Here is a 24673-nt window from a genome sequence, read left to right as displayed (position 1 = left end):
GTGTTGAAGAAAACCCTGTTCCAGTTGCACTGGTTTTTCGGCATCACTGCCGGGCTGGTCCTGGCGTTGATGGGCATTACCGGTGCGATGGTGTCGTTCCAGGACGAGATCCTGCGGGCGTTGAACCCGCAGGTGCTGACGGTTGAAAAGCAACCGGCCGGCGTCCTGCCGCCTGCCGAACTGGTGGAACAGATCGAAGCCGCGTCCGGCAAGACCGTCAACATGCTCTGGGTCGAGACCGACAGCGGCAATGCCGCGCGAGTGATTTTCACCGCCCCGCCCGGGGAGAAGCGCGGGCCGATGCGCTATTTCAACCCCTACAACGCGCAATTCATGGGCGATGTGGTGGGCCAGGACTTCTTCGGTTTGATGCTGCGTCTGCACCGCGTCCTGACCCTGGACGACGTCGGCCGGCAGATCACCGGCGCGTGCACGCTGATCTTGGTGTTTTTCTGCCTGTCCGGGCTTTACCTGCGCTGGCCGCGCCAATGGAGAAACTGGCGCGCCTGGCTGACCCTCGACTGGGCGAAAAAAGGCCGTAGTTTCAATTGGGACCTGCACTCCGTCGCCGGTACTTGGTGCCTGGTCTTCTATCTATTGGCCGCCCTGACCGGGCTGACCTGGTCCTACGAGTGGTACAACAACGGCGTGACTCGCCTGCTTTCCGATTCCCCCAAGGATGAGCGCGTACGCAACCGCGCCCCCGTACCCGGCGGCCCGGCGCCGATTGCCGACTATCGCGCCATGTGGAGCAGCATCTACAGCGCCGCAGGTCCTGACCTGTCGGCCTATAACGTGCGCATGCCGCCGGTAGCGGGACAACCGGCAACGGTGTACTACCTCCTGAAAAACTCCCCCCATGACCGGGCGCTGAACCAACTCATCCTCGATCCAGCCACCGGTGTCATCAGCCGTCACAGCCGCTACAGCGATAAAAGCCTCAAGGCGCAACTGCTGACCAGCATCTACGCGTTGCATGTCGGCAGTTATTTCGGTCTGATCGGTCGGATCCTGGTGACCGTTGCCGCGCTGGCCATGCCGCTGTTTTTTATCACCGGGTGGCTGCTGTATCTCGACCGTCGACGCAAGAAACGCCAGGTCCGTCAGGCGCGCCAGGCGCTGGCCGACAACCCTGGTGATGCCCCGGCGTGGCTGATCGGCTTCGCCAGCCAGAGCGGTTTCGCCGAGCAACTGGCCTGGCAGACCGCCGGCCAACTCCAGGCCGCCGGATTGCCGGTGAAAGTCCGGCCACTGGCCGGTGTCAGCGAGCAGGATCTGAACAGCTCGACCCGCGCCTTGTTCGTGGTCAGTACGTTTGGCGATGGCGAAGGCCCCGACAGCGTCCGTGGTTTCGAGCGAAAAGTGCTGGGCCAGCCTCTGAGCCTGGAACGCTTGCAGTATTCGGTGCTGGGCCTGGGCGACCGCCAGTACGAGAACTTCTGCGGCTTCGCCCGTCGCCTGCATGCCTGGCTGGCGGAGCATGGCGGCAAGACGCTGTTCGCGCCGGTGGAAGTGGACAGCGGCGATCCTTACGCCTTGCGCCATTGGCAACAACAACTGGCCGAGCTCACCGGCCAGGCCCCTGCGGACGCCTGGCAGGCGCCGAGCTTCGAGCACTGGACATTGAGCCAACGCACCCTGCTCAACCCCGACAGCAGTGGATCTGGCGTGTATCTGCTGGGCCTCACCGCTCCGGGGCCGAGCAGTTGGCTGGCCGGCGACCTGGTGGAAATCCTGCCGCGTAACGACCCGTGGGCCATTGAACATTTCCTCGATGGACTGGGCATCGCCGGTATTGCCCGGGTACACGTCGATGGCTTGCAGCAGACAATCGAACAAGCCCTGGCGACACGCCAGTTGCCGCAAAACCGCGCCCACCTGGTCGGCCTGCACGCCCAGGCTCTGGTGCAAGCACTGGCACCGCTGGGGATGCGCGAATACTCCATCGCATCGATTCCCGCCGATGGCGTGCTGGAGCTGATCGTGCGCCAGGAACGTCACGCCGATGGCAGCCTCGGCATCGGCTCCGGCTGGCTGACCGACCATGCGCCGCTGGGCAGCCCTATCAGTCTGCGGGTTCGGCGCAACAGCAGCTTCCATTTGCCGCCGCAAGGCGTGCCGATGATCCTGCTGGGCAACGGCACCGGCCTGGCCGGCCTGCGCAGCTTGCTCAAGGCCCGCGTCGCCCAAGGCATGCAGCGCAACTGGCTGCTGTTCGGCGAGCGCAACCGCGAGCACGACTTCCACTGTCGCGATGAGCTGCAGGAATGGGTCACCTCCGGCGACCTGGAGCGCCTGGACCTGGCCTTCTCCCGGGACCAGGAAAAGAAAATCTACGTCCAGGATCGCCTGCTGGAATCGGCGGCACATCTCAAGCAATGGCTGGCCGACGGCGCGGTGATCTATGTCTGCGGGAGCCTGCAAGGAATGGCGTCAGGGGTCGATCATGTGCTCAACCTGGTGCTGGGCCGCGAGGAAGTGGAGAAGTTGATCGAGCAGGGGCGGTATCGGCGGGATGTGTACTGACGGAACGCTTATCCAGAATTCAATCGAATCCCCCTGTGGGAGCGAGCTTGCTCGCGAAAGCGGATGGTCAGTCAACACTTCCTTGCCTGACACACCCCCATCACGAGCAAGCTCGTTCCCACATTGGATGGGGTGAGCTTCAAAATCAAACCGGCTGCAGCTTCTTCTCGAACACCGCCACGCCCTCCAGGTCCCGCAGCACCACGCTCATCTCCCCGCTCTGCCCGTCGATGTTCACTTCGCCAAAGAACTGATAGCCGGCAAACGGCGAGGTGTTCTGGGCCGGTGGGGCTTTCTGGAACACCACTTCGGGGCCGAAGGTCTTGTCCAGGGCATTGGGGCCGAAGCTGCCGGCGTTCAGCGGCCCGGCGACGAACTCCCAGAACGGTTCGAAATCCTGGAACGCAGCGTGTTCGGGATGATAGTGATGGGCGGCGCAATAGTGCACATCGGCGGTCAGCCAGACGTAGTTGCGCACCTGATGCTTGCGCAGGTAACCGAGCAGTTCGGCGATCTCCACTTCTCGCCCCTGGGCCTCGCCCGGGTCACCGTTGGCAACCGCTTCCCAGCGCGGTACGCCGGGACTGACCTCGCCGTCCGGCACACCCAGGCCGATGGGCATGTCGGCGGCGATGACTTTCCACTGCGCCCGGGACTGCTTCAATTCGCGCTTGAGCCAATTCAATTGCTCGCGCCCGAGAAACGGTTTCGCCGCGCCGAGGTTGGCGTCATTGGCTTCGCGGTAGCTGCGCATGTCCAGCACGAACACATCCAGCATCGGCCCGTAGCCGAGCTTGCGGTAGATGCGTCCGCCACCGTCGGCCTTTTGCAGGCGCATCGGCGCGTATTCCAGCCAGGCCTGCCGCGCACGGCCGACCAAACTGTGGATATCCTTGGTCTGGTAGCGCTCGTCCAATTGCTTGCCCGGCGACCAGTTGTTGACGACCTCGTGGTCATCCCATTGCCAGATCTGCGGCACTTCGGCGTTGAAGCGACGCACGTTTTCATCCATCAGGTTATAGCGATAGTTGCCCCGATACTCGTCCAGGGTCTCGGCGACCTTGCTCTTGGCTTCGGTGGTGAGGTTGCGCCAGATACGGCCACCCTCGGTCGTAATCTGCGCCGGCACCGGGCCGTCGGCGTAGATGGTATCGCCGCTGTGGATAAAGAAATCCGGCAGGCGCAGGCGCATGGCTTCGTAGATGCGCATGCCACCGATGTCCGGATTGATGCCGAAGCCCTGGCCGACGGTATCGCCGCTCCAGACAAAACGGATGTTGCGCTTGAACTGCGGCACGCTGCGCAGGTGGCCAAGCCAAGGTTCGCTGGCTACCCCGCTCTGGGCGTCTTCGAAATGCACACGGTAGAAAATCGCCTGGTCGCGGGGCAAACCAGTGAGTTCGACCCGGGCGGTGAAATCGCTGCGGCTGTCAGCCAGCGCCGAGACAAAGCGCCGGGGATTGCTGAACTGGCTGCGGGTATCCCACTCCACCACCATCCGCGCCGGACGGTCGCTGCGACTCCAGATCATTGCCCGGTCGCCCTGCAAGTCGCCCGACTGCACGCCTTCGGTCAGCACGGGCCGGTCCTTGACCGAAGCGATCACCGCCGGGGCCAGCCCGGGCAGCAATAAACCAGCGCCGACGACTTGCATCACACGGCGACGGCCCAGGTCGAATTCGCTCATGGTGTTCTCCCTTGAAATGGGAAAACTTAAGCATGGCTGTGTGAAGTGGGTGTGACAGGGATTTATGACCAGCCCAAACCCCTGTGGGAGCAAGCTCGATCCCACAAGGGAACTGGAGTGGGCTCAGGCCTTGGCCGGCTCCAACGCGATTTCCACAGCTTCCGGCCGCTTGAGCAGCGCATAGGCCACGCCCGTCACCAGGCTACCCGCCACGATCGCCAACAGGTACAGCAGCGCGTGATTGATGGCGTTGGGGATCAGCATCACGAAGAGGCCGCCGTGAGGTGCCATGAGTTTGCAGCCGAAGTACATCGACAGCGCACCGGTCAGCGCGCCGCCGGCGATGCTGGCCGGGATCACCCGCAGCGGGTCCTTGGCGGCGAACGGAATCGCGCCTTCGGAGATGAAGCACAGCCCTAGCACCAGCGCAGCTTTACCGGCCTCGCGCTCGGTCTTGGCGAATTTGCGGCGGGCAATGAACGTGGCGATGCCCAGGCCAATCGGCGGCACCATGCCTGCGGCCATGGTCGCGGCCATGGGTGCATAACTTTGCGAAGCGAGCAGTCCCACGGAAAATGCGTAGGCGGCCTTGTTGATCGGCCCACCGAGGTCGACGCACATCATCGCCCCCAGCAGCACGCCCAGCAGCAGCGCGTTGGTGGTGCCCATGCTGTCGAGGAAGTGCGTCAGGCCCTCAAGCATTCCCGCCACCGGCTTGCCAACGATGTAGATCATCACCAGGCCGGTGAACAGGCTCGCCAGCAATGGAATGATCAGGATCGGCTTGAGCGCTTCCAGGCTCTGGGGCAAACGCGCGTAGCGATTGATCGCCTTGGCCGCGTAACCGGCCAGGAAACCGGCGATGATCCCGCCGATGAAACCGGCGCCCAGGGTGCTGGCCAGCATCCCGCCGATCATGCCAGGGGCCAGGCCGGGTCGGTCGGCAATGGAATAGGCGATATAGCCCGCCAGCAGCGGCACCATCAGTTTGAACGCGGTGTCGCCGCCAATCTGCATCAGCGCCGCTGCGAGGGTGCCGGGCTCCTTGAACGCCTCGATGCCGAAGACGAACGACAAGGCGATCATCAGTCCACCCGCCACCACCATCGGCAGCATGAACGAAACACCCGTCAGCAAGTGCTTGTAGACGCCGCTTTTTTCCGTTTTCGTCGGCCCCGAAGTGGCGCCGCTCGCCGCGCTTTCCTGCACACCTTCAGCCAAGGCTCTTTTCAGCGTGGCTTCGGCCTGCTTCAAGGCAATGCCGGTGCCGCAGCGATAGATCTTCTTGCCGGCAAAACGCTCGGTGGCGACTTCGATGTCGGTCGCCAGCAAAACCACATCGGCCTCGGCAATCGCCTCGGGACTCAAGGGATTGCGCGCGCCCACCGAGCCCTGGGTTTCGATCTTCAGGTCGTAGCCCAGGCGCGCCGCCGCCTGTTGCAGGGCTTCGGCGGCCATGAAGGTGTGGGCGACACCGGTCGGGCACGCGGTGATGGCAACCAGGCGCGGGGCGCGCTCGGTCGATGGCGCTGGCTCTTCGGCGAGCACATCGGCTTCGCCCAGTACCTCGGCCTCCTCGGCGCCACGGCGCAGTACCGCGTCAACGTCTTGCAAGGCCAGGGCCGGGGTGCTGCGGAACACCCGCTTGCCGACGAATCGCGACAGATCCACCGGGCCGCTGGCAACCAGCAATACCCATTCGGCCGCTTCCAGTGTCGCCGCCGACAGCTGACGCTCCGGGTGAGCCGCGTCATGGACTTCGACACTGGTGCTCCAACCTTGGCGCTGGGCCGCTGCATCCAGCAGGCGGGCGCACAACACACTGGTGACCATGCCGTTCGGGCAGGCCGTCACAATGGCTAATTTCATCTTGCGAACCCTCTTATTGTTCTGTCAGGGGGCGCACGCGCACGCCCTGTTCAAACGACGCCAGCAACGCGGTGTCGTGGATACCAAAACCGATCTGGGTGACTGCCATGGCAGCGATGGCCGTCGCGGTGCGCAGGGTTTGCTCCGGCGCGTGGGCTCCGAGCAACCCGTGCAGCATGCCGGCCAGCAGCGAATCGCCAGCGCCGACGGTGCTGGCAACCGTGACCTTGGGCGGCGAGGCATGCAGCGCTGAACCAACGCTGAACCAGTTCACACCGTCGGCCCCATGGGAAATCACTACATGTTCCACGCCTTGGGTATGCAGCTGCCGAGCCGCTTGGGCTTGGGCCAACTCAGTGACCACATCGCAACCCAGGGCATCGGCCAATTCTTCGGTGTTGGGCTTGATCAGCCATGGTCCCGCCGCCAGGGCGACACGCAAGGCCTCGCCGCTGGTGTCGAGGGCGACGTTCAAGCCGAGCTTTTTCAGCCGGGTAATCAGCGCCTGCAACCATTGCGGACTGACGCCTCGGGGCAAGCTACCGGCGACGACCACTGCGTCATGGCCAGGAGCAATTTGCTCGAGGCGCGCCAGCAACGCCTGCTGCGCGGCTTCATCGACCATCGGGCCGGGGCCGTTGAGGTCGGTGATACGTCCGTCCTGCTCGGCCAGTTTGATGTTGCTGCGGGTTTCGCCAGGAACACGGATGAAGGCATCGACAAAGCCACGCTGGGCGAACAATGTCTCGAACACCTGGGCGTTGTCCTCGCCGAGAAAACCACTGACCGTCAGCGTGTGACCGAGGTCGGCCAACACCTGGGCTACGTTCACACCCTTGCCGGCGGCGTGGGCGTGCATCGCGTCGCTGCGGTTGACCTGGCCCGGTTCCAGGCGCGCCAACTCCACCGTGAGGTCGAGCGCCGGGTTGAGGGTCAGGGTAAGAATCTTCGCCATTACAGCGCCTCCACTAATGCGCGCACGTCATCGGCGCTGCCCACGGCCAATGCCTCTTGGGCCAGGGTTTGTGCTTGCGCCAGGCTCAATTCGCGGACCCGCGCCTTGACCTCGGCAATGCTGCGGGCCGAGACACTCAGCTCGTCGACGCCCAGGCCCACCAGCACCGGCACCGCCAGCGGATCGGCCGCCAGCTCGCCGCACACGCCGACCCATTTGCCATGGGCATGGGCGGCGCGCACGGTGATGTCGATCAACTGCAACACCGCCGGGTGCAAGCCATCGGCCTGGGCCGACAGAGTCGGGTGGCCACGGTCGATCGCCAGGGTGTATTGCGTCAGGTCGTTGGTGCCGACGCTGAAGAAGTCGACTTCCTTGGCGAGCACCGGGGCCAGCAGCGCGGCGGACGGCACTTCGATCATGATGCCCAACTGCAAGTCCGCCACAGGGATCTCCCGACGCAGCCGTTCGGTCATGTCCCGGGCCTGGCGCCACTCGTCGACGCTGCCGACCATGGGGAACATGATCCGCAGCGGACGGTTGTCGGCGGAGCGCAACAGGGCGCGCAGCTGTGCTTCCATGACCTGCGGACGCTGCAAGGTCAGGCGGATACCGCGCACGCCGAGGAAAGGGTTTTCTTCTTTGGCGATCGGCCAGTAAGGCAGTGGTTTGTCACCGCCCACGTCGAGAGTGCGCACCACCAGCGGCCGACCGGCCAGGCCATCGAGCACCTTGCGGTATTCGGCTTCCTGGGTTGCTTCGTCCGGGGCCTCGGTGTGGGCCATGAAGATCAGCTCGGTGCGCAGCAGACCAATGCCTTCGGCGCCCTGCTCCACTGCGCTGGTGACGCCGGCACTTTCGCCGATGTTGGCGAACACTTCCACGGCGTGACCGTCGCGGGTCAGCGCTGGTTGGTGCCGTTGCTCGGCGGCGACCTTGAGGCGCTGCTCGCGGGTGTCGCGCTCTTCGGCGGCCCGTTGCAGGGTCGCGGCGTCCGGGTCGACATGCAGGCGACCGCGTTGGCCGTCCAGCAGCAATGACGTGCCCGGCGCCAACAGCAACACCGCAGCGCCTGCGCCCACCAAGGCAGGAATGCCCAAGGCGCGGGCGACGATGGCGCTGTGGGCGGTGGCGCCGCCGCGTGCGGTAAGAATCCCCGCGACGCGGGCCGGGTCCAGGCGCGCCACGTCGGACGGGCCGACTTCGTCCATCACCAGAATGTACGGTTGATCCGGTTCAGCCGGGGTTTCGATGCCGCACAGTTGCGCAAGCACTCGGCGGCCGACGTCCCGCAAATCAGCGGCGCGCTCGGCGAGCAAGGCATCCTGCAGGGCTTCCTGTTCTTTCGCGGCGGCTTCGATCACGCCCATCCACGCTGCTTGCGCGCTCTCGCCCAGCTTCAAGCGGGTGTCGACTTCGTCGGTCAGTTCCGGGTCGTCGAGCATTTCCTGGTGGGTGATAAAGATTTCGCGGATGGCCTTGGCCTTCGCCCGCTCGATCAGACCCTCGATATCCCGACGCACTTGGCTCAGGGCTTTTTGCAAGCGCTCGCGCTCGATCGCCGGGGACTCGCCACGCAGTGGATAATCGATATCTTGCTGCACTTGAATATGTGCCGGGCCGATGGCGATGCCCGGCGCGGCGGCGACGGCCTGGATCAGGCTGCCGGATTCGGGCGCCAGCAGCACGGTGGCTACTTCGGCAATGGTGGTTTCCCGTGGCGCGCTCGGTGGCGGCAGCGGTTCGACTTCTTCGCCAAGGCCTTCTTCGACGGCCGCCAGCAACGCCGGCAACGCATCGGCGGCAATACCCGGTTCGGCAATGAACTCCAGGACCTGACCGCGACGGGCGCCCAGGCTCAGCAGCTTGCTAAGGCTCTTCACCGACACGGCGCTGTCCTGGCCGTCTACGATCCGCACGCGGATCTCGCCTTCGAAGCTCTTGGCCAGTTGTGCGAGGATTTTCGCCGGACGCGCATGCAAACCATGGGCGTTGGCCAGGCCGATACGCGCACTGGGCCAATCGGCAGGCAACTCGCCGCCCAGCACTTCCAGGACCTTGCGGCTGCTGGTGGCGCGACCCAGTTCATGGCCGCGACCTTCGATCAGCAATGCGCAGAGTCTTTCCAACAAGGCTTGGTGAGCTTCCCCGAGGCTCGCCAGGCAGAACAATCCGCTCAAGGGTTGGCCGAGGTAACGAATGGGTTTGTCCGGCGTGACGAAGGCCAGGCCCGGGCGCTTGACGGTCTGTTCGCTGTGCAGCCACCAGAGTCCGTCGCCGAGGGGCAACGCATCGACCTGCTGCAGCACGCCGGCAAAACCGTTGCTCACGCAATCGGCCTGGCGCAGCAACCGAGCGCCGCGCCACACCAGCTCTTCGAAATCGTCCGCCGACACGCCGAGGCCGATCATCTGTGCATCCAGCGCCAGTTCCTGCGGTGCGCCCTGCAACAATTTCAACAAGGCCTCGGCGGAACCGGCGCGGCGCAGGGCCTGGCCCAGGTCGGTCTCGCCGAGGGCTCGGGTCAGCAGCTGCAGCAGGCGCAGGTGCTCGTCGGATTTGGCAGCGATGCCGATCGCCAGGTAAACGATCTGGCCATCGCCCCAATCCACGCCTTCGGGGAATTGCAGCAAGCGCACGCCGGTGGAGTAAACCAGGTCGCGGGTCTGCGGGGTGCCGTGGGGAATGGCAATACCTTGGCCAAGAAAGGTCGAGCCCTGGGCCTCGCGGGCCTGCAACCCGGCAAGATAGCCCTCGGCTACCAGGCCATCCGCCACCAGTTTGTCAGCGAGCAGTTGCAGCGCGGCGTCTTTATCCACAGCCACCTGGGCCATGGATATCTGCTCTAGAGTGAGCTCGAGCATGCTTTCTCCTTTTTGGCGTCCGGTTGGCGCCAGGTATTGTTTTGAATGAATCAGCTTAGCGTTGCAAAACGGCTTCCGGTGGGATTGCGGCAGCACCGACCAAAAACCTGAGAGCCTTGAAAATACGCTTGCTGAAACGTTTAATCTAGAAAGATTGGCACGTTACTCGATAATCTCTCATCCTTGAAGTGCAACTTGTCGAAAGCGTCCGGAGGGTGACCATCGATCCGAATCGGGTAGGATGAGTCTTCATTGTCGGGGCACACTCGAAAAAACAAGGAAAACCGGGTTGAAACTCAGTGATATCGCCCAGCTCGCCGGTGTGTCCGTGACCACCGCCAGCTACGTCATCAACGGCAAAGCCGAACAGCAACGCATCAGCAACGCGACCGTCGAACGGGTGCGCGCGGTGGTCGAGGAGCATGGCTTCACGCCCAACCCCCAGGCTGCCGGACTGCGCAGCCGGCATACCCGCACGCTCGGGTTCATCCTGCCCGACCTGGAGAACCCCAGCTACGCGCGTATCGCCAAGCTGTTGGAACAAGGTGCCCGGGCCCGGGGTTATCAGTTGCTGATCGCCAGTTCCGATGACGCGCCCGACAGCGAGCGCCAACTGCTGCAACTGTTCCGTGCCCGGCGCTGCGATGCGCTGATCGTCGCCAGTTGCCTGCCCGCCGACGATGACAGCTATCGTCAGTTGCAGGCCAAGGGCATCCCGATCATCGCCATCGACCGGGTGATGGAGCCGGCGCATTTCTGCTCGGTGATCAGCGATGACCGCCAGGCCAGCCTGCAACTGACCCGCAGCCTCCTGGAGACGAACCCTCGGCAGATAGCCCTGATCAGCGCCCGCCCCGAACTGAGCATCAGCCAAGAGCGGACCGCGGGTTTCCGCGAAGCGCTGGAAGGCTTCGAAGGCCAGGTCCTGATCGAACATGGCGAGTCGTTCAGCCGTGAATGCGGCCGCCAGTTGATGGACGAAATGCTCGCGCGCCTGGGCCATTTGCCCGACGCGCTGATCACCACCTCATACGTGCTGCTGCAAGGGGTGTTCGATGCCCTGCATGATTTTCCGCTCAAGGCGCGTCCACTGCGCCTGGGCACGTTTGGCGACACGCAACTCCTGGATTTCCTGCCGCTGCCGGTCAACGCCATGTCCCAGCAACACCAACTGATCGCCGACAAAGCGTTGGAACTTGCGCTGACGGCCATCGAAAGCGATGTCTATCAACCCGGCGTCCAGGCGATTGCGCGGACGTTCAAGCAGCGCATTCACCAAGGCTGAGGTTCGGGTCCGGATATGCAGTTGATCGACACCCACACTCACCTGGACTTCCCGGATTTCGACGCGGACCGCTCGGCGCTGCTGGCCAAAAGCCGCGCCTTGGGCGTCCGGGAAGTGGTGGTGCTGGGCGTGTATCGGGATAATTGGCAGCGCGTCTGGGATCTGGTGCAAAGCGACCCTCACCTGTACGCCGCGCTGGGCCTGCATCCGGTGTATCTCGATCAGCATCACGACAATGATCTCGCGCAGTTGCGTGAATGGCTGGACCGCCTCGCCGGGCATCGGCAGTTGTGCGCGGTGGGGGAAATCGGCCTGGATTATTACGTCGAGACCCTGGATCGCGACCGCCAGCAAACGCTGTTCGAGGCGCAGCTGGAATTGGCCCGGGAGTTCGAACTGCCGGCGCTGATCCATGTACGCCGCAGCCATGCTGCCGTGATCGCGACGCTAAAACGCATCTGCCCGGCGCGGGCCGGCATCATCCACGCCTTCGCGGGAAGCTTCGAAGAGGCCCGCGAGTACATCAAGCTCGGTTTCAAGCTCGGTCTTGGCGGCGCGGCCACATGGCCCCAGGCCCTGCGCATGCACCGGGTGCTGCCGAAACTGCCGTTGGATGCGGTGGTGCTGGAGACCGACTCACCAGACATGGCTCCGGCGATGTTTCCTGGCGAACGCAACAGCCCGGCCCATTTGCCGGCGATCTGCGAAGCGCTGGCGGGAATCATGGCGGTGACGCCCGAGCGACTGGCCGAGGCCAGCACGGCAAACGCCCGCCAACTGTTCAACTGGTGACAACCACCTTCGCAGGCCTAGGAATCACACCCGGAACGCATTGATCAACTGCTTGAGCTGCATCACTTGGGCGGACAGTTCTCGGCTGGCATCTTCAGTCTGATGGGCGCCTTCGGCGGTGCGCTCGCCGGCGCGGTTGATCTCGACGATGTTCTGGTCGATGTCATGGGCAACGGCGGTCTGCTGCTCCACCGCAGCGGCGATCTGCTGATTCTGGTCGACGATCATACCGACTGCGCCAAGAATGTTTTCCAGGGCTTGCTGCACCTTCTCCGACTGTCCGACCGTGCCGCTGGCCATCTCATGGCTGGTGCCCATTGCCTTGACGGCGGCACCGACCCCGCCATGCAGACGACTGATCATGGCTTCGATTTCTTCGGTCGACTGCTGCGTCCGCTTGGCCAGGGTTCGCACCTCGTCGGCCACCACCGCGAACCCGCGCCCTTGCTCGCCGGCCCGGGCGGCTTCGATGGCAGCGTTGAGGGCCAGCAGGTTGGTTTGTTCGGCAATGCTCTTGATCACCTCCAGCACGCGGCTGATCGCCTGGCTGTCGGTCGCCAGTTGATTGATCACTTGCACCGACTGGTCGATTTCATTGGCGAGCCGCGCAATGCTGCCCTGCTGGGACTCCACCAATCCCCGCCCGCTCAGGGTTTCGTCGTTCACACTGTGGGCGCTGCTGACCGCCGCCGCCGCGCTGCGGGCCACTTCCTGGGCTGTGGCGGACATTTGGTTCATCGCCGTGGCGACCAATTCGATCTGGCTGCGTTGACCGGCGACGGCCTGATTGCTCTGGGCCGATACCGTTTCTACCTGCCCGGCCTGCCGCTCGACCTCGGCGACGGTGTGCCCGACCTGTTCGATCAAGTCATGGATCTTCGCCACGGTGCCATTGAACACCTCGCCCAACTCGCCCAATTCGTCCTTGCTGCGGGCCACGAAATTGACTGTCATGTCCCCCGCCGCAACCTTGTCCATCATCGCGCCCAGATGCTTGAGCGTGGTGCGCGTCGAGGCGTAGAAACCGGCGTACAGATAAAAGATCAGCAAGAACACCGCTGCCAGCGCCACGGCTTGCAACACCATGTGGCTACGGTTCTGCTCCAGGCGCTGCTGCAATTGCACACCGAGAAATTCCAGGGTCGCTTCATTGAGCCGGTAGGTCTGCTCCATCAGGCCGCTGACCTGTTCGAAAAATGCCGGCCAGGGAGCATCAAGCGTGTCGGCCATCACCACTTGATCTTCGATCAATTGCGCGGCCTGCTTGAGCGTGCCCTTGCTGCCTGCGGCCTGATCGGCGAGCGCTTGTCCAGCCGCCGAGCTCGACCCCAGGGCGTCCTGCAGTTTCAGGTCATATTCGCCCTGCAGTTTTTCGATCTGCACCAACAACTCATCGAACCGGGTACTCGACGCTGAATTGAGAAAGCCCAGCCCCAGCGACGAAGCACCCAACGCACGGCCTTCGCCGAGGATTTGGGTGACCTTGGGCGTTACACCGATGATCAACTCGCTGAGCTGGCGGATGTCACCCTGGTTGTCACGACTCAGGCCCGCCTGGCTGGCGATGATCTGGCCGAATATCTGTGCGTTGTTGAGCAGACTGCCAATCAAGGCACTTTTGCTTTGCAGGGAGCTTTCGGCCTGTTGGGCCTTGAAAGCGGCGATCATCTCGTCGCGCTTGGCATCGAAGGTGCTGACGTGCTCGGGCTCGATGGCCATGGCCGTCATGCCTTGCAAGCGTGCGAGCACCTTTTGCTCGAGCGCGGTGATCTTCGCTTCCACGTCGCCGGCCTTGCCGGACTGACCCAGGCTGGCATTGATCTGCACCAGGTTGTTCAGCGTCTCCAGGTCGCGCCGCAGCGCCAGGCTGCTGCCCAGCAGGTCCAGGCTTTGCAGCTCGACTTGCGTGCCTTGGAACTCCCGATAGGAATCACGCACCAGAAAGAAATTGGTCACCAGCATCGGCAGCAGGAACAGGACGCTGATCAGGCTGAACTTCATGCCGAAGCTCAGGCGATTCATCAGGGCGACGGCGGGCCAGAGCAAACTCTTCACAAGGAGGTCTCCCGGTAGTGTTCTTATTGTTATGCGCACGTGCACGGAGACAGCACAAAGCCACTATTCGTGACGCTGTCCCTGTATAGCCTAAATCGGCGGAGAGATTTGTAACTTAAGGTTAACGAGGGCACGCCATCCCTGGCGAGGGAGCTTGCTTGCGCTGGCCTGCGAAGCAGACCAGCGCCAGGTGTGGGGTGTCAGGCCAACACTGTCCACAACGCAAACCCGGCATACCAGAGCACTGCCGCGCGCAACAGCAATTCCCAGAGTCGATCCAGGGTGTTGATGCCTTCCGGCCCGACGACGGGGGTTGGGATCTCGCCAGCGACCAGCCCGACCTTGTCGATGAGGTCGGCGGCGCTGATATTCCAGTTCAGCAGTTCATGGAGCATGACCCGGCTGACCGCGACGAAATTGCCCACCAGGGCGAAGCTCGCCGCCAGCAATCGCACTGGCACCCAGTCGAAGGCGTGGCGCAACTGCGCGGCCCGCTCGGCCACGCCGGGGTTCAGGCTGTGTTCGGCGGCCAGCGCCAGCAATCGATAGCTCAGCGCTGCGACCGGGCCCAGCAGGAAGTACCAGAAGATAACAGCGAAGAAGCTCTGGTACGCCTGCCACAGCAGATGCCCCTGGACCCGTCCCAGCAATTGTTCGCCATTGTCGGCATCGATGTTCAAGTCACGCTTGGCCACGTGGGTGGCTGCTTGCAGGTCTTCACGTCGCCATGCGTCGCGAAACGGCCCGAGATCAGCCAACAGATCGCCACGCCCCAGGCTGTAGATCACCACAATCAGATGTATCGGCAATGCCAGCAAACCATAGGCCACCGGCTCCAGTACCCAAAGCAGCAACGCCAAGAGCGACACTGGCAGCAGGACCATCACCACAAGCACCAGCCAGGGGCGATTGACCCAGCGCGGACTCGCCTCGAGCTTGTTCAGCTCGCCCAGCCAGCCGCCATCACGCTGGATCCGCTGGCGCAAGGCCGAGAACTTCTCGATCCAGACCGCCAGCAGCAACACCAGAAAACTCATTGTTTTTCCCCTTCTGTCAGGGCCGCACGATAGCGCGCCCAGTCGAATGCCGGTCCCGGATCGGTCTTGCGTCCCGGCGCGATGTCGCTGTGCCCGCAAATGCGCTGCACCGTGATCGCCGCGAACGCCTCTTGCAACTGCCGGGTCAGGTCCACCAGGGCAGCATACTGCGCGTCGGTGAATGGCAGATCATCGGTGCCTTCGAGCTCGATGCCTACGGAAAAATCGTTACACGTTTCCCGTCCTTCGAAGCACGAAACGCCCGCGTGCCACGCGCGATCAAGACAAGAGACAAACTGGGTCACCGCGCCGTCACGTTCGATCAGGAAATGCGCAGAGACGCGCAGGTCTGCAATACCGGCAAAGTAGGGATGTTCCGTGACATCCAGGCGATTCTGGAAAAATTCCTGCACTTTGCCCGTGGCGAACTGTGCTGGCGGCAAGCTGATGTTGTGGATGACCAGCAGGGAGATTTCACCCTCGGGGCGCGCATTGAAATTGGGCGATGGGCAATGACGCACGCCATCGCACCAACCGCTCGCGGAGTCCAGCTGCATACAGGTTCCTTCGATGACGACGGTGAAGACCGTCAGTATGCCGCGATCGGCCCTGGCTGCGCGATCACTTGCCGCGATTGAGCTGGCGCAGGTTGCCCAGCACGGACTCCAGCGCCCGGTCGAACAGCAGGGTGTCGTCCAGCAATCGCGCCGCGCCTCGGCGGAACTCCAACGCCAGGCTGGTGCGGCTGTGCTCCAGGACCTTGAGACCGGTGCGGTTGACGAAGACAAACTTGCCGGTGGCCTGGATGATTGCCGCGAGCTTGCAACGAAGATTGTTGTCTTCGTCCTCCTGGAATTCGACCCAACTTCCCAGGCGCAGTTGATCGACCTGGAGCAGGCCGACGTCATCGGCAGGCAAGCGCACGGTCGGTTCGTCCGTCGGCATTTTCGGCGTAGTTCGCAGGACGATGGGCTCCGCCACCTCGACCAGCACCGGAGAATCCGCCGGCTGCGCCTGCTCGGTTGCCTGGCCCAGCCGTTGGAGCGCCTGGACATGGAGCACTTCCAGCTCGCTGAAGAATTCGCTGGTGGCAAACGGATCGAATGCCGAACGGCTCAAGCCCTCGCGCAATGCCTTGAGCAGCTCCGGCACCATCGCCAGCAAGCGCAGCCCCGCATCGGATTCCTCGTGGTGCTGGACACTCCAGACCAACTGTTCGAGGGTCAACACGTCGGCCTGCCATTCGGCGGATTGCTCGCCATGCTTGAAACCGGTCAGCAACAACACCTGGCTCCAGGCCTGCTGCACAAAATCCACCACCGCCTGGGGCAAGACCTTGCCCAGCATGACCTGGTTCAGCGCCCCTTCCACTCGCTGCCGGGCCAGTTCGGCCTTGGCGCGGCCTTCTTCAGCGTCGCGAATGCGTTGTTCCAGCAGTTCGCTGCGACGGCGCTCGTCGCTGGTGAACGCCAGGAAGTCGGCCAACACTTCGGAAAAGATCGCCGGATCGTCGACAAAGTCATTCAACAAGCGCTGCACGACTTGCTCGATGCGCAGGTAAAGGCTGTCGCGCTGATGATCGTCGCAATCGCCCCAACCCATCGCTGCCGCTGCAATTTCGTTGAGCAACCGGCGGGCCGGATGATTGCCGCGGCTGAAAAAACTCTTGTCCTGTACCGCGACCTTGAGCATGGGAATCTGCAGTCGACCGATCAAGGCCTTGAGCGAGTCCGGCAAGTTATGGTCGTCGAGAATGAATTCGAACATCATCGCGATCAGGTTGATCACGTCTTCATCAGCGCCATCGACGACCCGGGACCTGCCGCTCTTGACACTGACACGGGTCAGCAACTGTTCGAGTTGACTGCGCAGGTCGAAGTCATCCTGCACGGTGGGCGACGGTACGTACTGCTGTAGATGAGATAACAGTCGCAGCAGGTCCCGTGTCGAGATCGGCTGGGCTGGCGCGCTGGGTTCCAGGGTCGGCGCAACGCTGCCACGCACCTGGACCAGCAACTTCTGCAATGCGGCGAAGACCTCCTGGACGCTGTCGTCTACGTCATCGACCCTAGGCCTGACGACGCCATCGACGTTGGGTCGGGTAACTTCCTCGACACGATCCGACGCCCGTCGCGACGGTGAGACCTTGAGGTCCGGCAAGACGCCCGTCGCGGCCAGCAACTGATTGGCCTCCGCATAGAACTGGTCGCATTCACTGAGCACGTAGCGCTCGAAAAGCTTGAGCAGGATCAGCTTGACCTTGATCCCCACGCCCAGGTTGCGCCCGGCCTGGAGAAAATGCTCACACAACAGTGCCGGACTCAACGGGTTCTGCTGGTTGGTCAAGGGCCGGTCCAGCAATACGCCGAGCCGCGCCGTCAGTTGATCGAGCGATACACCGTCGCGGCTGAGCACCCGGGCGACCATGGTCTCCACCGCCAGGCGGCGTTCAAGCTCGTCATGGTTCGGCTGGCTCGGCAGGGTGCCCAGCACGGGCGCCAGGGTTGCCTGGGTCAGGTCATATTGGGCAAGGCTGACAAAGGCCTCGAAAAACTGCTCGAGGAACTCACGCTCGATACTCTTTCGCTTCAACCGCAAGTCGCGCATCGCTTCGAAGTACAGATTCTGCTCGATGTCGTTGCGCGCCCGGTCGGCCATTTCGAACAACGTGTCATCGGCGTTATCGAACAGGCCCTGCAAACCAACGCGCAATTGCTGCGCGGCCTTGTCGCGGACCTGGAGCAGAATCACAGGCAGGCGGGCGAGCGGCGAACGATTCGCCTGGTCGGTAGGCACTTTATGCAAAGGCACTACATTCCCGTCGTTGTGCATCCTGGCCTCCTGAAACGGCATTCTTCGGTTCGCAACGTCAAACTCATGACGTCAATCGAAAGGCGGATTATCGGGTAAAAAGAGCTCGGCGCACCAGAGGACTCTGTGAACCGGCTCAAAGAGATCGCAATAAAAGACCGGCATTTCGGGTAAATGTTGCGAGCATGCGACCAAATGCAAGCCAACAAGACCCAAGCGGATATAATCCGGCCACTTTGTTTGTGGAGCCCGTTATGCCGAATCTACGTCTCGCCGACCTGACCGCCGAAATCGAAGCCAACGTGCGCCGCGCGCTGTTGGAAGACATCGGTAGCGGCGACATCACCGCGCAACTGATCCCCGCCGAACGCCTGGCCAAGGCCACCATCATTACCCGTGAAGCCGCAATCATCAGCGGCACGGCCTGGGTCGATACAGTGTTCCGGCAGTTGGACCCGCGTGTCGCGGTGCATTGGCAAGTACACGACGGCGATCGGGTGAGTCCCGACCAGGCGTTGTTCCACCTCGAAGGCCCGGCCCGCTCACTGCTGACAGGCGAACGTAGCGCGCTCAATTTCCTGCAGATGCTGTCAGGCGTCGCCACCCGGGCTCGCTACCTGGCCGACTTCGTCGCCGATACCCAGGTCAAGCTGCTGGACACTCGCAAAACCCTGCCGGGGCTACGCCTGGCGCAAAAGTACGCCGTGACCTGTGGCGGTTGTCATAACCACCGCATCGGCCTGTACGACGCCTTCCTGATCAAGGAAAACCACATTGCCGCTTGCGGCGGGATTGCCCAGGCCATCAGCGCCGCCCACCAGATCGCACCGGGCAAACCGGTGGAAGTCGAAGTGGAAAGCCTGGCGGAATTGAAAGAAGCACTGGCGGCCGGCGCCGACATCATCATGCTCGACGAACTGAGCCTGGACGACATGCGCGAAGCGGTGCGCCTGAACGGTGGCAAGGCGAAGCTGGAAGCCAGCGGCGGTATCAACGAAAACACGTTGCGGCCGATTGCCGAGACCGGAGTCGACTACATCTCTATCGGTGCGATGACCAAGGATGTGAAGGCGGTGGATCTGTCGATGCGTTTGAGCCTCTGACAAGAAAAAACGCCAGCCTCGAAAGGCTGGCGTTTTATTCAGACCACCAGATTGTTCATCTCGCAGTATTCATCCCATTCCACACCCAACACCTCGGCAGCCTCCTTGTGCAAGGCAAGGCGCTGCGTCTCGAACTCTTCAGGCGTGCTGGTGTATTTGAGCGTCAGCTCCCAAGGCTGCAGCCCCTGGGCTTCGGCCTCGTCCTCGAACGCCCATTGGATCTGGTCTTTCTGATCATCGGCGGACAGGTCCTTGATCTCATCCCGCAGCTGCGGCGTTTCTTTCAAGTACTTTTCCAGGGCTTCTTTGTGTCTGGCTTCTTGACTCAGTTCTTTAACAGTCATGGCGTTCTCGCTGATCTGGGAATGGAAGATGGATCTGGATCATCAAGGATCTCTCTGACGCAAAAAAACCGCGTGAAGCCCGGTTTATCTGGCCTTCAGAACCATTCGGGGATCATCTGAAAACTAAGGCGTTTGCTTTTATGGGACAGGGGAATCCTAGCAGAGACGCAAGCCAGTGCAACAACTGGAATCAAATGGAGGAGGAGCGCGGTATGTGCTCGGTTACAGTTTCTCAGTTCCATGCGCGGAATTCACCCTTTATAAATTCCCACCTTCATCATTCAGGTTTCGACGAACAGAGGCCTTCACATTGACCGTCCAAGGACGTGCAACTATATTCAGTTGCAAGAAAAGGCATTCATGTCAAAGAATGAAAGGCTTCTCGCAAAGCTACTCAACGGGCAAAGCGCATTCACATGGTCGGAGCTTGTCACTCTGTTATGTCGGCTTGGCTACTCCCCACTAGAAGGATCGGGCAGTAGGGTCAAATTCGACAATGGAGACCCGAGGGCAATGATCAACCTGCACAAGCCGCATCCAGGAAATGAGCTCGAAGCGTATGTAAGACGCCAGATTATTGAGCAATTGAAAACAGGAGGCCTGATTCCATGAACTCCCAGCTGCAATACAAAGGCTATGTCGGCTCAATTGAAGCAAGCACCGAGGACAAATGCCTGTTTGGAAAGCTTTTATTCATTAGGGCGCTGGTGAGTTATGAGGGACAGACGGTAGCTGAATTGGAAACAGCTTTTCGCGAGGCGGTAGATGACTATCTACAAACCTGTCAGCAACTAGGGCAGAAGCCAGAAATCCCGTGCAAAGGATCGTTCAATGTCCGTATCGGTCACGATCTGCATCTAGCAGCCGCTCTGGCGGCAACCCGCCAGAATGTATCCCTGAATGATCTGACGCGCCAAGCACTGAACGAATACCTACAGCACCACGCATAAAATCGCTGGCGAAAAAGCTTTTTGCCCGAGACAGGAATCGAACCTGCGACCTTCGCGTTACGAGTGCGCTGCTCTACCGACTGAGCTACACGGGCGGTGGCTAAAACTAGCACCGTCCCCTGTAGCCAGGCAACCTGCCTGGCAGGGATTTTCGCCACACAGCAAAACGCCCCGAACCAGTCGGGGCGTTTGCTTGTTCAGCGGCTAAGCGAGGGGGCGATTAAACGCCCGATGCCTTGGCTGCTGCGACGTCCTTGATGGACAGCTTGATACGGCCGCGGTTATCCACGTCCAGTACCAGCACTTCCACTTCCTGGCCTTCTTTGAGGATGTCGGTCACTTTCTCGACGCGAGCATCGCTCAGCATGGAGATGTGAACCAGACCGTCCTTGCCCGGCAGGATGTTGACGAACGCGCCGAAGTCGACGATGCGCTCGACCTTGCCGACGTAGATCTTGCCGATCTCGGCTTCCGCGGTGATGCCCAGGACGCGCTGGCGTGCTGCTTCTGCCGCTTCCTTGGTTTCGCCGAAGATCTTGATCGAGCCGTCGTCTTCGATGTCGATCGAAGCCTTGGTTTCTTCGCAGATCGCACGGATGGTCGCGCCGCCTTTACCGATGACATCACGGATTTTGTCGGTGTCGATTTTCATCGCGATCATGGTCGGAGCGTTTTCCGACAGCTCGGTACGGGACTGACCGATGATCTGGTTCATCTGGCCGAGGATATTCAGGCGCGCTTCCAGGGCCTGGCCCAGGGCGATTTCCATGATCTCTTCGGTGATACCCTTGATCTTGATGTCCATCTGCAGTGCAGTAACGCCCTTGGCGGTACCGGCCACTTTGAAGTCCATGTCGCCCAGGTGGTCTTCGTCACCCAGGATGTCGGTCAGGACGGCGAACTTCTCGCCTTCTTTAACCAGACCCATGGCTATACCGGCCACCGGTGCCTTCATCGGCACACCAGCGTCCATCAGGGCCAGGGAAGCGCCGCAGACCGAAGCCATCGAGCTCGAACCGTTGGACTCGGTGATTTCCGATACCACGCGAATGGTGTACGGGAACACGTCAGCGGCAGGCAGCATGGCCTGGACCGAACGACGGGCCAGACGGCCGTGACCGATTTCGCGGCGACCAGCACCACCCATGCGACCACACTCGCCCACCGAGAACGGAGGGAAGTTGTAGTGCAGCATGAACGGGTCTTTCTTTTCGCCTTCCAGGGTATCGAGCAGTTGCGCGTCACGGGCGGTGCCCAGTGTTGCAACGACCAGGGCCTGGGTCTCGCCACGGGTGAACAGTGCCGAACCGTGGGTCTTCGGCAGAACGCCGACTTCGATGTTCAGCGGACGTACGGTACGGGTGTCGCGACCGTCGATACGTGGCTTGCCGTTGACGATGTTTTCGCGGACGGTGCGGTATTCGATTTCACCGAAAGCCGCCTTCACGTCGCTGGACGATGGCTGGCCTTCTTCGCCGGAGAACTTGGCGACGACCTGGTCTTTCAGCTCGCCCAGGCGCGCATAACGGTCGGCCTTGATGGTGATGGTGTAGGCCTGGGAGATCGCGTCGCCGAACTCGGCACGGATTGCGCCCAGCAGCTCGGTGGCTTCTGGCTGTGGTGCCCAGGTCCAGGTTGGCTTGGCGGCTTCGGCGGCCAGTTCCTTGACAGCGTTGATCACGACCTGGAACTCGTCGTGGGCGAACAGCACGGCGCCCAGCATCTGGTCTTCGGTCAGCTCTTTGGCTTCGGATTCAACCATCAGCACGGCTTCGGAAGTACCGGCCACGACCATGTCCAGGCTGGAGGCCTTCAGTTGCTCGTAGGTCGGGTTCAGCAGGTAGCCGGTGCTTTCATGGAACGCGACGCGGGCAGCGCCGATCGGGCCGTCGAAAGGAATGCCGGAAATGGCCAGGGCAGCCGAGGTACCGATCATCGCAGCGATGTCCGGATCGGTCTTCTTGCTGGTGGACACGACGGTGCAGACAACCTGCACTTCGTTCATGAAACCTTCTGGGAAAAGCGGACGGATCGGACGGTCGATCAGTCGGGAGGTCAGGGTTTCTTTCTCGGAAGGACGGCCTTCGCGCTTGAAGAAACCGCCAGGGATCTTACCGGCAGCGTAAGTCTTTTCCTGGTAGTGAACAGACAGCGGGAAGAAACCCTTGCCTGGATCGGCTTGCTTGGCACCGACAACGGTCACCAATACGCTGACGTCGTCGTCAACGGTGACCAGCACTGCGCCGGAGGCCTGACGGGCGATACGGCCAGTCTCGAGGGTAACGGTCGACTGACCGAACTGGAATTTTTTGATTACCGGGTTCACGGTGTCCTACCTTCTTTGTGGCTCTTGGGGAACTTGTCTTCTTGCGAAATTCTTGGGCAATGGCGGGTATCGGCCCGACGTCTGTCCAGGGTAAAACGTGTATCCAGATAAAACTTGAGGCTGGGAGCCTGCCATGAGCCAGCGGGAAACCCACTGACGCACGACAGACCACCAACCTCTAGCGCAATCGCTGATTAGCGACGCAGACCCAGGCGAGCGATCAGAGCGCTGTAACGGCTCACGTCCTTGCCTTTCAGGTAGTCCAGCAGCTTACGACGCTGGTTTACCATGCGGATCAGACCACGACGGGAGTGGTGATCTTTACCGTTGGCCTTGAAGTGACCTTGCAGTTTGTTGATGTTGTGGGTCAGCAGTGCAACTTGCACTTCTGGCGAACCGGTGTCACCAACAGCTTGCTGGTAGTCAGCTACGATTTGAGCTTTTTCTTGAACGTCGAGAGCCATGAGGCAATCCTTTTAGTCAGGAAACTGTTCCGAGGAACAGCTTCAACAGGCCAGGGACAAATCCCTGTATCTATAAATGAGTAGTGACCGTGCCTGTTAACAGCCACACTCGCCAACCTGTTGTTACGCAGGCTGGTTCCGGTCATTCCGACCGAATCAGTCGACGCGGCGCAATGCGCCCGTCTTCGCTCACTTCACCAATGCCGATGAAACGACCGTTGTGATCCTGTACCCGGACCATGCCGAACTTCGGCGCATCCGGGGCACGTACGGGCTGGCCGTTGAGCCAGTAGAACGCACTGTGTTCAGAGAACTGCAGCAGCGGCCAGTCAAGCAAGCCACTGTCCGATGGCATCAGGAAACGGTCGACCGCTTCGTTCCCGCCTTCGGCATGCACGGCTTCGAGTTCTTCCAGCGTGACCGTCTGGGCCAAGGTGAAAGGTCCGGCCTGGGTCCGTCGCAATTCTGCCACGTACGCACCGCAACCGAGCTGCTCGCCTATATCCTCCACCAGGGTCCGGATATAGGTGCCCTTGCTGCAATCCACAGCCAGCCGCGCAGTATTACCGTCAAAGGCCAGCAATTCCAAGCGCGCAATAGTAACAGAACGCGGTTCACGCTCCACTACTTCGCCTGCACGGGCCAGTTTGTACAACGGCTGTCCATCGCGCTTCAAAGCGGAGTACATCGGCGGTATCTGACTGATTTGCCCGCGAAATTTCGGCAGCACCGCTTCGACATCCGCCTGACCAACGGTCACCGGGCGTTCCAGCAAAACCTCACCTTCGGCGTCCGCCGTGGTGGTGGTCTTGCCCAACTGCGCCAGGGTTTCATAGCCTTTGTCGGAATCGAGCAAGTACTGGGAGAACTTGGTCGCCTCGCCAAAGCACAGCGGCAGAACGCCAGTGGCCAGCGGATCGAGGCTGCCGGTGTGGCCGGCCTTCTCGGCATTGAGCAGCCAGCGAACTTTCTGCAAGGCTGCGTTGGACGTGAACCCCAGCGGCTTGTCGAGCAGGATGATGCCGCTGACGTTACGACGGATACGTTTGACCTGAGCCACCGACTACTCCTTGGTGTCTTCGGGTTCAGGGGCCGCCGGGTGTTGGCTGTCTTCAGCCACGGCGCGCTCGATCAGCGCCGACAGGTGCGCGCCACGCACGACGCTTTCGTCGTAATGGAAGTGCAACTGTGGAACGCTGCGCAGCTTCATCTCCCGGGCCAACTGCATACGCAGGAAACCGGCAGCCGAGTTGAGCACCTTGATGCTCTGGGCGATTTCTTCGGCGCTGTCCTGCCCCATCACGGTGATGAAAATCTTTGCATGACCGACGTCACGGCTGACTTCCACGGCGGTAATGGTGACCAGGCCAACGCGCGGGTCTTTGACTTCGCGACGGATCAGTTGGGCCAGCTCGCGCTGCATCTGATCGCCGATTCGTTGGGTACGGCTGTATTCTTTTGCCATGTCTTGTTACCTGTTACTGCCCCACGGTGAAACCCGCGAGGTCTGAAAGCGGCAAACGCCCGGCCTGGCGAAAAGCCAGACCGGGCGTTGCGTTTAGAGTCCGCCAGCCGGGCAGCGCATGTTCATGCGGCTGCCCGGTG

At 61.8% G+C, this 24673-nt stretch carries 19 protein-coding genes and 1 tRNA gene; 6 read left to right on the top strand and 14 right to left on the bottom strand.

Annotation, left to right across the window (positions count from 1 at the left end):
* A complete protein-coding gene (locus tag J3P79_RS04215) occupies positions 1-2526 on the top strand; it encodes a PepSY domain-containing protein (RefSeq protein WP_434611344.1) in 2526 nt (841 codons plus the stop codon).
* Positions 2527-2671: 145 nt separating this feature from the next.
* Here the strand turns inward: J3P79_RS04215 and J3P79_RS04210 are convergent, their stop codons facing one another.
* The 4 genes from J3P79_RS04210 to ptsP form a co-directional block, all read right to left on the bottom strand.
* The gene (locus tag J3P79_RS04210; protein WP_434608393.1) at positions 2672-4213 is read right to left on the bottom strand and encodes an alkaline phosphatase D family protein; all 1542 of its coding nucleotides are present in this window, start codon (positions 4211-4213) and stop codon (positions 2672-2674) included.
* A 123-nt stretch (positions 4214-4336) separates the two neighbouring features.
* On the bottom strand, positions 4337-6082 hold the full coding sequence (locus tag J3P79_RS04205) for a PTS fructose-like transporter subunit IIB (RefSeq protein ID WP_434608391.1): 1746 nt from the start codon (positions 6080-6082) through the stop codon (positions 4337-4339).
* A gap of 13 nt (positions 6083-6095) precedes the next feature.
* A complete protein-coding gene (pfkB, locus tag J3P79_RS04200) occupies positions 6096-7037 on the bottom strand; it encodes a 1-phosphofructokinase (protein ID WP_434608389.1) in 942 nt (313 codons plus the stop codon).
* Positions 7037-9901, bottom strand: a complete 2865-nt coding sequence (gene ptsP / locus J3P79_RS04195) for a phosphoenolpyruvate--protein phosphotransferase (RefSeq protein ID WP_434608388.1) — start codon at positions 9899-9901, stop codon at positions 7037-7039. The genes pfkB and ptsP overlap by 1 nt, the downstream gene beginning before the upstream one ends.
* Before the next feature lie 289 nt (positions 9902-10190).
* On the opposite strand from ptsP, the gene cra reads away from it, so the two are divergent.
* A complete protein-coding gene (gene cra / locus J3P79_RS04190) occupies positions 10191-11186 on the top strand; it encodes a catabolite repressor/activator (protein ID WP_434608386.1) in 996 nt (331 codons plus the stop codon).
* Between the two features lie 15 nt (positions 11187-11201).
* Positions 11202-11978: a TatD family hydrolase gene (locus tag J3P79_RS04185; protein WP_434608384.1), complete on the top strand. Its 777-nt coding sequence runs from the start codon at positions 11202-11204 to the stop codon at positions 11976-11978.
* A gap of 24 nt (positions 11979-12002) precedes the next feature.
* Here J3P79_RS04185 and J3P79_RS04180 read toward each other — a convergent pair whose 3' ends face one another.
* The 4 genes from J3P79_RS04180 to J3P79_RS04165 all read right to left on the bottom strand — a co-directional run bounded on the left by J3P79_RS04180 (position 12003) and on the right by J3P79_RS04165 (position 17902).
* Entirely contained in the window at positions 12003-12707 is a 705-nt protein-coding gene (locus J3P79_RS04180) for a methyl-accepting chemotaxis protein (protein ID WP_434611342.1), read from the bottom strand.
* A gap of 1526 nt (positions 12708-14233) precedes the next feature.
* Complete coding sequence (ampE, locus tag J3P79_RS04175) at positions 14234-15070, bottom strand: regulatory signaling modulator protein AmpE (protein ID WP_434608382.1); 837 nt, start codon at positions 15068-15070, stop codon at positions 14234-14236.
* Complete coding sequence (gene ampD, locus J3P79_RS04170; RefSeq protein WP_434608380.1) at positions 15067-15627, bottom strand: 1,6-anhydro-N-acetylmuramyl-L-alanine amidase AmpD; 561 nt, start codon at positions 15625-15627, stop codon at positions 15067-15069. The genes ampE and ampD overlap by 4 nt, the downstream gene beginning before the upstream one ends.
* 64 nt (positions 15628-15691) lie before the next feature.
* On the bottom strand, positions 15692-17902 hold the full coding sequence (locus tag J3P79_RS04165) for a DUF1631 domain-containing protein (RefSeq protein ID WP_434608378.1): 2211 nt from the start codon (positions 17900-17902) through the stop codon (positions 15692-15694).
* 233 nt (positions 17903-18135) lie between these two features.
* Between J3P79_RS04165 and nadC the strand changes: the two genes are divergently transcribed.
* Positions 18136-18984 (top strand): carboxylating nicotinate-nucleotide diphosphorylase, encoded by an 849-nt coding sequence (gene nadC / locus J3P79_RS04160; RefSeq protein WP_434608376.1) that lies wholly within the window; start codon positions 18136-18138, stop codon positions 18982-18984.
* Between the two features lie 38 nt (positions 18985-19022).
* Here the strand turns inward: nadC and J3P79_RS04155 are convergent, their stop codons facing one another.
* Complete coding sequence (locus J3P79_RS04155; RefSeq protein ID WP_434608374.1) at positions 19023-19328, bottom strand: DUF6388 family protein; 306 nt, start codon at positions 19326-19328, stop codon at positions 19023-19025.
* Positions 19329-19688: 360 nt separating this feature from the next.
* Here J3P79_RS04155 and J3P79_RS04150 point away from each other — a divergent pair, with 360 nt between their 5' ends.
* Positions 19689-19940 (top strand): type II toxin-antitoxin system HicA family toxin, encoded by a 252-nt coding sequence (locus tag J3P79_RS04150; protein WP_434608371.1) that lies wholly within the window; start codon positions 19689-19691, stop codon positions 19938-19940.
* Entirely contained in the window at positions 19937-20278 is a 342-nt protein-coding gene (locus J3P79_RS04145) for a type II toxin-antitoxin system HicB family antitoxin (RefSeq protein ID WP_053118365.1), read from the top strand. Before J3P79_RS04150 ends, J3P79_RS04145 begins: the two co-directional genes overlap by 4 nt.
* A gap of 22 nt (positions 20279-20300) precedes the next feature.
* On the opposite strand, the gene J3P79_RS04140 is transcribed toward J3P79_RS04145, so the two are convergent.
* The 5 genes from J3P79_RS04140 to rbfA form a co-directional block, all read right to left on the bottom strand.
* Positions 20301-20373, bottom strand: a tRNA-Thr gene (locus J3P79_RS04140).
* Between the two features lie 125 nt (positions 20374-20498).
* Positions 20499-22604, bottom strand: coding sequence for a polyribonucleotide nucleotidyltransferase (gene pnp / locus J3P79_RS04135; RefSeq protein WP_207963326.1), 2106 nt, complete (start codon positions 22602-22604; stop codon positions 20499-20501).
* A gap of 194 nt (positions 22605-22798) precedes the next feature.
* Positions 22799-23068 carry a 30S ribosomal protein S15 gene (gene rpsO / locus J3P79_RS04130; protein ID WP_003197723.1) on the bottom strand — a complete coding sequence of 90 codons (270 nt, stop codon included), beginning with the start codon at positions 23066-23068 and terminating at the stop codon, positions 22799-22801.
* A gap of 142 nt (positions 23069-23210) precedes the next feature.
* A complete protein-coding gene (gene truB, locus J3P79_RS04125; RefSeq protein ID WP_030139793.1) occupies positions 23211-24128 on the bottom strand; it encodes a tRNA pseudouridine(55) synthase TruB in 918 nt (305 codons plus the stop codon).
* 3 nt (positions 24129-24131) lie between these two features.
* Positions 24132-24533, bottom strand: coding sequence for a 30S ribosome-binding factor RbfA (gene rbfA / locus J3P79_RS04120; RefSeq protein ID WP_039592313.1), 402 nt, complete (start codon positions 24531-24533; stop codon positions 24132-24134).
* Positions 24534-24673: the final 140 nt, after the last annotated feature.

The sequence above is a fragment of the Pseudomonas sp. R1-7 genome (assembly GCF_051132105.1).
Classification (GTDB): domain Bacteria; phylum Pseudomonadota; class Gammaproteobacteria; order Pseudomonadales; family Pseudomonadaceae; genus Aquipseudomonas.
The sequence above is the reverse complement of the archived record's forward strand: the minus strand, read 5'-3'. Positions and strand labels throughout refer to the sequence as shown.

Bases quoted from the DNA above. Each gene is read 5' to 3' on its own strand.
- J3P79_RS04210 (WP_434608393.1), bottom strand. From the start codon at position 4,213: ATGAGCGAATTCGACCTGGGCCGTCGCCGTGTGATGCAAGTCGTCGGC.
- J3P79_RS04205 (WP_434608391.1), bottom strand. From the start codon at position 6,082: ATGAAATTAGCCATTGTGACGGCCTGCCCGAACGGCATGGTCACCAGT.
- pfkB (WP_434608389.1), bottom strand. From the start codon at position 7,037: ATGGCGAAGATTCTTACCCTGACCCTCAACCCGGCGCTCGACCTCACG.
- ptsP (WP_434608388.1), bottom strand. From the start codon at position 9,901: ATGCTCGAGCTCACTCTAGAGCAGATATCCATGGCCCAGGTGGCTGTG.
- J3P79_RS04185 (WP_434608384.1), top strand. From the start codon at position 11,202: ATGCAGTTGATCGACACCCACACTCACCTGGACTTCCCGGATTTCGAC.
- J3P79_RS04180 (WP_434611342.1), bottom strand. From the start codon at position 12,707: ATGTCCGCCACAGCCCAGGAAGTGGCCCGCAGCGCGGCGGCGGCGGTC.
- ampE (WP_434608382.1), bottom strand. From the start codon at position 15,070: ATGAGTTTTCTGGTGTTGCTGCTGGCGGTCTGGATCGAGAAGTTCTCG.
- ampD (WP_434608380.1), bottom strand. From the start codon at position 15,627: ATGCAGCTGGACTCCGCGAGCGGTTGGTGCGATGGCGTGCGTCATTGC.
- J3P79_RS04165 (WP_434608378.1), bottom strand. From the start codon at position 17,902: ATGCACAACGACGGGAATGTAGTGCCTTTGCATAAAGTGCCTACCGAC.
- nadC (WP_434608376.1), top strand. From the start codon at position 18,136: ATGCCGAATCTACGTCTCGCCGACCTGACCGCCGAAATCGAAGCCAAC.
- J3P79_RS04155 (WP_434608374.1), bottom strand. From the start codon at position 19,328: ATGACTGTTAAAGAACTGAGTCAAGAAGCCAGACACAAAGAAGCCCTG.
- J3P79_RS04150 (WP_434608371.1), top strand. From the start codon at position 19,689: ATGTCAAAGAATGAAAGGCTTCTCGCAAAGCTACTCAACGGGCAAAGC.
- J3P79_RS04145 (WP_053118365.1), top strand. From the start codon at position 19,937: ATGAACTCCCAGCTGCAATACAAAGGCTATGTCGGCTCAATTGAAGCA.
- rpsO (WP_003197723.1), bottom strand. From the start codon at position 23,068: ATGGCTCTCGACGTTCAAGAAAAAGCTCAAATCGTAGCTGACTACCAG.
- rbfA (WP_039592313.1), bottom strand. From the start codon at position 24,533: ATGGCAAAAGAATACAGCCGTACCCAACGAATCGGCGATCAGATGCAG.